Annotated in this window: 7 protein-coding genes; 6 read left to right on the top strand and 1 reads right to left on the bottom strand. The window is 55.3% G+C overall.

What is annotated here, in order from left to right:
• The first annotated feature begins 37 nt into the window (after positions 1-37).
• The 3 genes from L3J03_11550 to L3J03_11560 all read left to right on the top strand — a co-directional run bounded on the left by L3J03_11550 (position 38) and on the right by L3J03_11560 (position 5,898).
• On the top strand, positions 38-1,747 hold the full coding sequence (locus L3J03_11550; GenBank protein ID MCF6291614.1) for a DUF4080 domain-containing protein: 1,710 nt from the start codon (positions 38-40) through the stop codon (positions 1,745-1,747).
• A 224-nt stretch (positions 1,748-1,971) separates the two neighbouring features.
• Complete coding sequence (locus L3J03_11555) at positions 1,972-3,441, top strand: ketol-acid reductoisomerase (protein MCF6291615.1); 1,470 nt, start codon at positions 1,972-1,974, stop codon at positions 3,439-3,441.
• Between the two features lie 573 nt (positions 3,442-4,014).
• Positions 4,015-5,898 carry a C1 family peptidase gene (locus L3J03_11560; GenBank protein MCF6291616.1) on the top strand — a complete coding sequence of 628 codons (1,884 nt, stop codon included), beginning with the start codon at positions 4,015-4,017 and terminating at the stop codon, positions 5,896-5,898.
• Positions 5,899-6,425: 527 nt separating this feature from the next.
• Here L3J03_11560 and L3J03_11565 read toward each other — a convergent pair.
• Positions 6,426-7,478 (bottom strand): integron integrase, encoded by a 1,053-nt coding sequence (locus tag L3J03_11565; protein ID MCF6291617.1) that lies wholly within the window; start codon positions 7,476-7,478, stop codon positions 6,426-6,428.
• Positions 7,479-8,046: 568 nt separating this feature from the next.
• Between L3J03_11565 and L3J03_11570 the strand changes: the two genes are divergently transcribed.
• The 3 genes from L3J03_11570 to L3J03_11580 are packed head-to-tail and all read left to right on the top strand — an operon-like array spanning position 8,047 to position 9,559.
• Entirely contained in the window at positions 8,047-8,511 is a 465-nt protein-coding gene (locus L3J03_11570; protein MCF6291618.1) for a hypothetical protein, read from the top strand.
• A 30-nt stretch (positions 8,512-8,541) separates the two neighbouring features.
• Entirely contained in the window at positions 8,542-9,168 is a 627-nt protein-coding gene (tmk, locus tag L3J03_11575; GenBank protein MCF6291619.1) for a dTMP kinase, read from the top strand.
• Positions 9,161-9,559, top strand: a complete 399-nt coding sequence (locus tag L3J03_11580) for a cobalamin B12-binding domain-containing protein (protein ID MCF6291620.1) — start codon at positions 9,161-9,163, stop codon at positions 9,557-9,559. Before tmk ends, L3J03_11580 begins: the two co-directional genes overlap by 8 nt.
• Positions 9,560-9,587 lie beyond the last annotated feature (28 nt).

The raw sequence follows: 9,587 nt of genomic DNA on the forward strand, positions 1-9,587 counted from the left end.
CCTGCCCCCTGACCCCTGACCCCTGACCCCTGACCCCATGAACATCAAACTGATAGGGCTCAACGCCCGGTATGTTCATTCCTCGCTGGCCCTTTTTCATGTGCGCCAGGAACTGGCCCGCCACCTGCCAACCGGCCGGGTTGCGCTTTTGCAGTTTACCATTAATGATCCTTATTATCCCACCCTGCTCAAGATCGCCGCGGACCGGCCGGAGGCGCTGTTTTTTTCAGTATATGTCTGGAATGCGCTGTATGTCAAACGGCTGGTCATTGACCTGGCCGCGCTCCGGCCCGGCACCCGGATCGTGCTCGGCGGGCCCCAGGCCCCCTTTCTCTTCAGCCGGTCCGGGGACCGGCCGCAGGGTATCGGCCTGACCGTGGTCCGGGGCGAGGTCGAGCAGCTGGATCCTGCTTTTTATGAGGACCTGGCCTGGGATCGACTGGAAAAAGAGTATCAGCCCGCACCCCTTGGGGCCACCAGTCACGATTTTGCCTCACCCTATCTGGAGGGCGATTTCCACGATCAGCTGGCCAACCGTTATATATACTACGAATCCTCCCGGGGCTGCCCCTTTGCCTGTTCCTATTGCCTTTCCGCACCCCGGCCCGGGGTGCGCCACAAGGATCTGGGACAAGTAAGAAGCGAACTTGCGGCCATCCTGGTCCACAACCCCCGGACCGTGCGGTTCGTGGACCGGACCTTTAACGACCGGCCGGAGCGGGCCCTGGCGATCTGGCAATTCCTGCTGGAGCAGCCTGGAGAGACATTGTTTCATTTCGAGGTGGCGCCTGACCGCTTTACCACGGAGATGCTCGATTTTCTCGCCACCGTGCCGGTGGGCCGGTTCCAGTTCGAGCTGGGGATCCAGTCCACCAATCCCCGCACCCTGGCCGCTATCAATCGGACCATGGACCTGGATCTGGCCACGGCCAACATCGGCCGTCTTCTTGCCTATGATTCCATCCATCTTCATCTTGATCTGATTCTCGGCCTGCCCCATGAGGATTTTTCGAGCTATGGCCGCTCCTTTAACCATGTTTTTTCATTACTGCCCCATTATATCCAGATGGGTCTGCTCAAGGTGCTGCCCGAGACCCCGATCAGCCGCGAGCAGGATTCTTTTGAACTCACGGTCTGCCGGGAGCCGCCCTACGAGGTGCTGGCCAGCCGCTGGCTTGATCAGCAGGAACTGGCCGGGCTCTACTGGTTCGGGGAATGCGTGGAGAAATTCTTCAATAACCGTTTTTTCCGTACCCTGTGGCGCTACCTGCGCGGTCGGGGCGAGGACGGCTTTGCCTTTTTTTTCAACCTGGCCGCCGGCTGCCGCGAACAGGGTTTTTTCGACCTGGCCCCGACCCAGGAGCTGATGAACCGGATGCTGCTGGAAATGGCTGCCGAGCGAACCGACCAGGAGCTTTTCCGGGAACTGCTGGCCCTTGACTGGCTCAGGAGCGGCCACCATCTCCTGCCGGACAACCTGGCCGCCGGGCTCCAGGCCGAGCCGATGACCGCGGTCCGCAACCGGCTCTGGCGATTACTGCCCCAGAACTGGGACGGGGTGTATGATTACCGGACCCGGGACGCTTTTTTTAAACAGGGCCGTTTTGCCCGTTTTTCCGGGCAGGTTTTGCAGCTCGCCGGGCTGAGTCACACCGGCGAATCCGGCGTGGTCCGCTTCGGCCCGGCCGTTGAGCCGGGGGTTTTTTCATTTGCCCGGACTATTCTCATTCCCCACTCTTTTTCGTAACCGATTACATGGGGGCAACTCTGTGCTATCATTACCCCCGGACCTGTTTGTTTTCGGCTGGCATTCGGCCGGGGTTTCTGCTATTCTAATCGGCTTTGACAAATAACCAGCATGGCTGGACCAAATGTCAGGCCGCAGCCACAACGAACAATGAAAATTTCCCTGAACACAAAGCTTTGTCCAGGGCGATTTTCATATAAATCCCGCGGGAGGAAGATATGAACATGACATTTAAATCAGAGGTGTTTGACCCCGAGGTCATCCAGTTGGCCGAGACCACTGAGATGATTGTCCGGGGCGGCCGCGACAAGTTCGGCCTGCTGCCCAGGGCCTTTGCCGGGATCGAGCAGATCGGGGTGATCGGCTGGGGTTCCCAGGGTCCGGCCCAGGCCCAGAACCTGCGCGATTCCCTTGAGGGGACCGGGATCACGGTCAAGGTCGGTCTGCGCGAGGGCAGCTCTTCGATGGCCGGGGCCCGCCAGGCCGGGTTCACCGAGGAGAACGGCACCCTGGGCGAGATGTATGCGGTGATCGCTGAATCAGACATGGTGTTGCTGCTGATCTCGGACGCGGCCCAGATCGAGCATTATCAGAAGATCTTTGCCACCATGAAGGACGGCGCCACCCTGGGCCTGTCCCATGGATTTCTCCTGGGGCATCTTGAGAGCGTGGGCGAATACTTTCCCGCTAATATGAACGTGGTCGGCGTCTGTCCCAAGGGCATGGGTCCCTCGGTGCGCAGGCTCTATGTCCAGGGCAAGGAGGTCAACGGCGCCGGGATCAATACCAGCTTCGCGGTGGAGCAGGATATCAACGGCCGGGCCACTGACCAGGCCCTGGGCTGGGCCGTGGCCCTGGGCGCGCCCTATGTGTTCATGACCACCCTGGGCAGCGAGTATCGCAGTGATATCTTCGGCGAGCGCGGCATCCTCCTGGGCGCGGTCCACGGGATCGTCGAGGCACTCTACCGCCGCTATGTGATGGAGCAGGGCATGACCGAGGAAGAGGCATTCGTCGCCTCGGTGGAGAACATTACCGGGCCGTTGAGCCGGACCATCTCCAGACAAGGCATCCTGGCGGTCTACCAGGGTCTGGATGATGCGGGCAAGGAGATCTTTGCCCGGATCTACTCCCATACCTACGGGCCGGCCTTTGACATCCTGCTCGAATGCTACGAAGAGGTGGCCAGCGGCAATGAGATCCGTTCGGTCTACATGGCCGGTCAACGTTTCTCCCGGTTTCCCATGGGCAAGATCGACGGCACCCGGATGTGGCAGGTGGGCGAAAAGGTCCGCGCCGCCCGGACCGGCGAGCCGGAGGTCAACCCGTTTACCGCCGGGGTCTACTGCGCCACCATGATGGCCCAGATCGACCTGCTCATCGAAAAGGGCCACTGCCTGTCCGAGGTGTGCAATGAATCGGTGATCGAGGCGGTGGATTCGCTCAACCCCTATATGCACCACAAGGGGGTGGCCTTTATGGTGGACAACTGCTCCACCACCGCCCGGCTCGGCACCCGCAAGTGGGGGCCGCGCTTTGATTACAATATCCAGCAGCAGGGCTTTGTCGCCTATGACCAGGGCAAGGAGGCCGACCAGGCCCTGATCGATGCCTTGAAATCCCACAAGATCCACGCCGCCCTGGCCACCTGCGCCACCATGCGGCCCTCGGTGGACATCTCCTTTACCGAGTAGTTTTTTGTTTTTTCTTCCACACCAGGCGGGGTTGCCGAGAAATCGGCAATCCCGCTTTTTTTTGTGAAGGCAACTTCGTTCCGGCCGGATCATGGCCGGCTGCAAACCCCCTGCTGGTCAGCGTTTCCCAGCACACCCTGGTATTCCTCCCTGGTAAAAACCTAGCATAAACCTGGTATTTTTATTGCTTGCTATCCTGGCGATTTTTTGTATCAGATATGGTGGACTTGAAAAAACTAAAAATTTTACCGCTGAGTACGCAAGGGACGCAGAGAAAATTCTATTATTTTAAATGATTAGCATTGCGCCCTCTGCGCTCTCTGCGGTGAATTCAGACTTTTTGTGTGTTTTTACGAGGCCGACAAATAATCAGGGATCCTGAGCAGCGGAAACCATTGTGAAATTGAGTATTGGGTCGGCCCTGGGAATCAAGCGGATTTTTCTCCTCCTTTCCAACAATTCTTAAGCGATATTTTTCTGGTGTTGCAGGAGGGGAACCGGGCATAGGCCTGGCCCTTGAAACCTGTCTGTTATCGTGCCGTTTTGGATTAAAGTTCAGAAAAGGAGGACAAGATGCCACGGAAATCATTTCCAACCGTCAAGGCCGCGGGTAAGAAACGTATCCTCAATGCCCGGAAAGACATGCCCGATATCCGGGACCGGATGTACGAGCCGGCGCTCATCCAACTACAACCGGAAATCGATAATCGAAAATGGACCAACATCCTTGACCAGGGAGAAGAAGGGGCCTGCACCGGCTTTGGTCTGGCCGCGGTGATCAATTTGCTCAATGCCAAAAAAAGAAATTTACAATTTGCAGCCAGCTCCCGGATGCTCTATGAAATGGCCCAGAAACACGACCAATGGCCGGGCGAAGACTATGCCGGCTCCAGTTGCCGTGGCGCCATCCGCGGCTGGAAAAACATGGGAGTCTGTAGTGAAGATGACTGGCCCTATGAATCCAACAAGCCAGGTGAGCTGACCATTGATCGAGCCTGTGCGGCGCGGTCCTGTATAATCGGCGCCTACTACCGCCTGAGGCCGGAAATCAACGACTACCACGCGGCCCTTAATGAGGTCAGCGCAATCTACGTTTCCGCTGATGTTCATGGGGGCTGGTTCAATCCCAGGGCGGCCGGGAAAAAGGAGTTGGCCCTTATCGTTCCCGGCATGGACAAGGAAGGCGGACATGCCTTTGCCATTGTCGGTTATAACGACCAGGGCTTTATCGTCCAGAATTCATGGGGCAATGGCTGGGGTTCGGACGGTTTTGCCCTGTGGCTTTATGAGGACTGGCTGAAAAATATCACCGACGGCTGGGTCTTCCGGCTGGCCATTCCAACGCCGAAGATATTCGGACTCACGGCCCGATCAGTGACGACGGACGAGGCGGAAAGCGACAGGTCGGCCCCGAAAAGATTGGAGATTGCAGGTCACTTTGTCCATTTCGACGACGGCCGGTTCAAGGCGCGCGGCGATTACTGGAGCAGCGCCGAGGACATCAAGAAAACCGCGGATCTGCTAAGACAATCGGTTGACAGGAAAAAATACAGCCATCTGCTTATTTATGCCCATGGTGGACTGAACAGTCCCAAGGCCTCGGCCAAGCGTGTTGCCGCCCTGAAAGAGGGGTTTAAGCGTAACGGTATCTATCCCTTTCATATTATGTACGACACCGGGCTGGCGGAAGAAATCAAAGACATAATTGTCCGGGTGTTCCGCGGCAGGCGGATGGAAGGGTTTATCAGTGATCTCCGGGACAGGCTGATCGAACAAAGCGACCTGGTGATAGAGGACTGCGTGCGCAAACCGGTTACTCCCATCTGGGAAGAGATCAAGAACGATGCCCGCCTGCCGTTCAAACCGGATAACCGCGGCAAAGTGAGCGATGGAGTGTTCGTCATCAAGACCTTTGCCGAGGCCCTGCAGGATACTGGCCTCAAAATACACCTGGCCGGTCACAGTACCGGGGCCGTGTTGCTCGGGCACCTGCTGCATGCGCTTGATCTACTCAACAAACCCGATCTGATCAAAAGTTGCAGCCTGATGGCCCCGGCGTGCACCGTGGACTTCTATAAAAAACATTATGAACCAGGACTGGATGGCAACGCGGCAAACCTCAAGCTGCCGAAACTGGATATTTACAACCTGACCGACAAGGTTGAATTGGATGACAACGTGGCCTTTGTCTACCGTAAATCATTATTATGCCTGGTGTCCCGTGCCCTGGAAAGGCGAATAGACAAACCCCTGCTGGGCATGCAGCGCTATTCCAGAAAAATAAGCGCCAAACCCGGCCTGAAAATACACTATTCAGATGGTAAAAAGGGAGTCACCACCAGCACCTCGCACGGAGGCTTTGATAATGATGCGAAAACCATGAACGCGATCATGCAGCGAATACTGGGCAAAAAGCCCTTAAAACCTTTTCTGCAGAGTGAAATGAAGGGATATTGATCGGGGACAATAACGGGGGGGGCTCTCCCGGCCCTTAGCCCACCAACCAGCGGGGTTGCCGAATTGATCGGCAACCCCGCTTTTTTTGGGTGACGGCAACGACGCCCCGGCCGGATCATGGCTGGCTTCAAACCCCCGGCTGGTCAGCGTTTCCAGGCAGCACCCTGGTATTCCTACCTGGTAAAAACCTAGCATAAACCTGGTAGTTATACTTCTTGCTATCCTCGTGATTTTATGTATTAAATATGATGAACCCGTAACAACCCGAAAGGCTTCAAATGCCACCCAATAAAATCAACAAGTTACAAGACGAATCACGTCCGTCGAGCGGGTTGTTGCGAGACCGACAAATATGATGGACTTGAAAAAAACTAAAAATTTTACCGCTGAGTACGCAAGGGACGCAGAGAAAATTCTATTATTTTAAATGATTAGCCTTGCGCCCTCTGCGCTCTCTGCGGTGAATTCAGACTTTTTGTGTGTTTTTACGAGGCCGACAAATAATCAGGAGTATGGAGCAGGGGAACCTATTGTGAAGTTGAGCCCTGGGACGGCTCCTGGAAATCAAGCGGGCTTTTTGCCTCTTTAATGGTCCGGCTCTTGATGGTATGGGTATAAATCATCGTGGTCCGCACATCGCTGTGTCCCAGCAGTTCCTGGATTGTGCGGATATCGTAATTTGCCTGTAACAAATGGCTGGCAAAGCTGTGACGGAAGGTATGGGAGGAGGCGCGTTTGCAGATGCGGGCCTTTTTTACCGCTTGCCTGATCGCCTTTTGCACATGGGTTTCGTGGAGATGGTATCGCCGGTAACCATTTTCCTCGGGCACGAAGGTCAGGGTTTTGGCCGGGAAAAACCATTGCCAGGGGAGTTCCTTGGCAGCGTTTTTGTATTTTTTCTCCAATAAATTGGTGAGAAAGGTCCCGGCATACCCTGTCTTGAGGTCCTGTTCGTGGAGGATGATCACCGATTCAAGATGAGTTTTCAGCTCCGGGATGATTTTTTCCGGCAAAGGGACGGTTCGGTCCTTTTTCCCCTTGCCGTCATGAACCGTCAAAATCATGGCATCGAAATTGAAATCCTGAATGCGGAGCTTGACCCCCTCAAACAGCCGAAGACCGCAGCCGTACAGAAGCTTGGCCACCAAATCATATGGGGGGGACAAGGCGGCGATAATGGTATCAACTTCCCGGCGCGACAAGACCACCGGGATATAGGGTTTTCTCTTGGCCCTGGGGATATCTTTCAGCTCCCCGAACTCCGTTTTCAGGACATGCCTGAAAAAGAACAAAAGGGCGTTGAATGCCTGGTTCTGGGAAGATGCGGATACTTTTCGCTCAATGGCTAGATAGGTCAGAAAATCCTTAACATCCGAGGAGGTGAGCAGGCGGGGGGCCTTGCTTTTGGTAAAGGTCTGCAGGTGGCGCACCCAGCTTGAATATGCCCGCAAGGTCTTGGGAGAATAATGCCGTACCGATATTTCCGCCTTCAGGTTGGCGTAAGCGGGGGTCCAGTCGGCATTCGTGGTCTTATCCTTCTCAAGGCCTGGTGGGGCCGGCTCTCCGGCTTCCCGCACCATAATGCGGGAAAGCTTCCGGCTCTCACTCGATTCCCTTGCCAGCTTGCAGGCGGAAGAAGGCCGTTCGGAAGTTGTTGGTTGATGTTCGATTCTTTCTTGAGTCGATGGTTTACCGGTTTTTTTCGGTGGAGTTGATGTGGAGGGATTTCCTTGCGCGATTTCGAGAAAAATTAAAACCGCGTGCTCGGCCTGCTTCCGTAGTTGGCTGGACTGCCTTTTCTCCGCCAATTTCTTAAGAAAAGGCGGTAGGCTTTCTCGGCTGGAGGCCTCATGGTGATACTTATGACAAAAATCGAGATAAAATCGCAACCATTTCCGGTAGAATGGATAGAATCGTTCCCGGATCGGTTCATGCGCCAACCGGGTGTCAAATTGAGAGCATATCTCGGAAGGGACGTTTATCATATGACCACCGGAAGTTATAAAGATGCTTGATAGTATGAAAAATGTGGAGTTATCAGGTTAGAAACAAGGTAGCGAGAGGATAATTTCAAGTCAAGCATTTTTTGGGCCGGAGTTATCCGGAAAACTATATACTTACTGGTTCGGCATGCAAGGAGACACACCCATGACAGAAGGCGACAAGGTCCTGTGGAAGCAGGCGTGGAACTTCTTCACCATTGTGGCGGCACAGAGGCTGACTGTGGTCAATTTCTACATTGCCATCGCCACGCTGCTGACGGGCGCCAACTTCGCCCTCCTTCAGACAGGGAAGCCTGCTGCCGGTCTTGGGTTCCTTCTTGTCGCCTTGTCCTTCATATTTTGGAAGTGGGACACTCGGAGCAGAGATCTCATCAGATTGGCGGAGAGCACACTCAGACATTTCGAGAGTCAGATTGCAGACAAACCCGAAAACTCCGACAGCCACATGGCTTACCTTTTCACGCACGAACTCGCATTCACCAACGAGCGGAAGGCCGCCGCAAGATGGTCTATACATCACTACTTTACCTACAGGATCTGCCTAAACCTCTTGTACGGGATGTTCTCGATCATTGGCATGGTCCTGGCGTTGCTCAGTCTCATTTCGTAGGGGTTCAGACATGAACGGGGCGGGTGGCAAGTGAATACAGACAGCACGCAGGGCATACTCATCGCCATCGATGGACCAAATGGTGTTGGAAAGACGACTCTGGTCGAGTCCGTTCGATGCCTTCTACGTGATGCTGCGTGCGAAGTTCTCACGACAGGAGAGCCCACAGACTCGGCCTTGGGCCGTTGGATCCGCGCCAACCATGGCGAAGTCAGAGGCAACGCCCTTGCTTGCCTGGTTGCCGCGAACAGGTACGAACATCTCGAGGACGTGATCCAGCCCGCATTGGCGCGTAACGTAATTGTACTGACTGATCGATATGTGATGTCGTCATTCGTCTATCAGGTCATGGACGGTGTGTCTCCCGAGTTCGTCTGGGCACTGAACTCAAGGTGCCGGCCCGCGGACCTCTCGATTTGCCTTTCCGCTCGCCGCAGTTCCATTGCAAAGCGCATGTCGGAGCGTCCCACCCTGACTCGCTTTGAAGCGTCCGCTTCTCCGGAGGAAGAAGGGCAACTCTATCGGCAGGCTTGTGAATTACTCCGTGGGAATGGCTGGTCGGTTGAAACGACCGCCAACAAAGACGGTCATGCCGATCAAATCGCCTTGGAGGTCGCAGAGCGGATTCTCCACATGAGAGCAGGTGGCAATGTCTAGCATCCTCCTTATTAACTCTCCGCTGTTTCGCGAAAAGCAGGCCGAAGACGATGAAGACTATCTTCCGCCGATCGGCCTCGGCTACATTGCCACGAATCTTCGCAAGGTCGGCCACGCGGTTCGACTCATCGATGCTGTGGCGGACAACCGCACTATCCCAGGGTTGTTGGAAATGATCCGCGCGACTACACCTGATGTCATCGGTCTGAACGTCTTCACAACTAACTACAGCCTCGTTCGGGAACTGGTCGAGAGCATTGACGACGAGGCCATGAGGATTCTCATCGGAGGTCTCTCAACCCGCACGCTTTACAGCGATATCTTCGTGTGGGATTCGGCCAATGCTATCGACGTGGTGTGTGGTGACGGTGAGCTGATCACTCCCGCGTAGGTGTCTGGAGCCGAAGTGGAAGCGCCCT

The organism is Desulfobacterales bacterium (genome assembly GCA_021647905.1).
Taxonomy (GTDB): domain Bacteria; phylum Desulfobacterota; class Desulfobulbia; order Desulfobulbales; family BM004; genus JAKITW01.

Coding starts and splice junctions, on each gene's coding strand:
- L3J03_11550 (MCF6291614.1), top strand. CDS start 38: ATGAACATCAAACTGATAGGGCTCAACGCCCGGTATGTTCATTCCTCG.
- L3J03_11555 (MCF6291615.1), top strand. CDS start 1,972: ATGACATTTAAATCAGAGGTGTTTGACCCCGAGGTCATCCAGTTGGCC.
- L3J03_11560 (MCF6291616.1), top strand. CDS start 4,015: ATGCCACGGAAATCATTTCCAACCGTCAAGGCCGCGGGTAAGAAACGT.
- L3J03_11565 (MCF6291617.1), bottom strand. CDS start 7,478: ATGGTGCGGGAAGCCGGAGAGCCGGCCCCACCAGGCCTTGAGAAGGAT.
- L3J03_11570 (MCF6291618.1), top strand. CDS start 8,047: ATGACAGAAGGCGACAAGGTCCTGTGGAAGCAGGCGTGGAACTTCTTC.
- L3J03_11580 (MCF6291620.1), top strand. CDS start 9,161: ATGTCTAGCATCCTCCTTATTAACTCTCCGCTGTTTCGCGAAAAGCAG.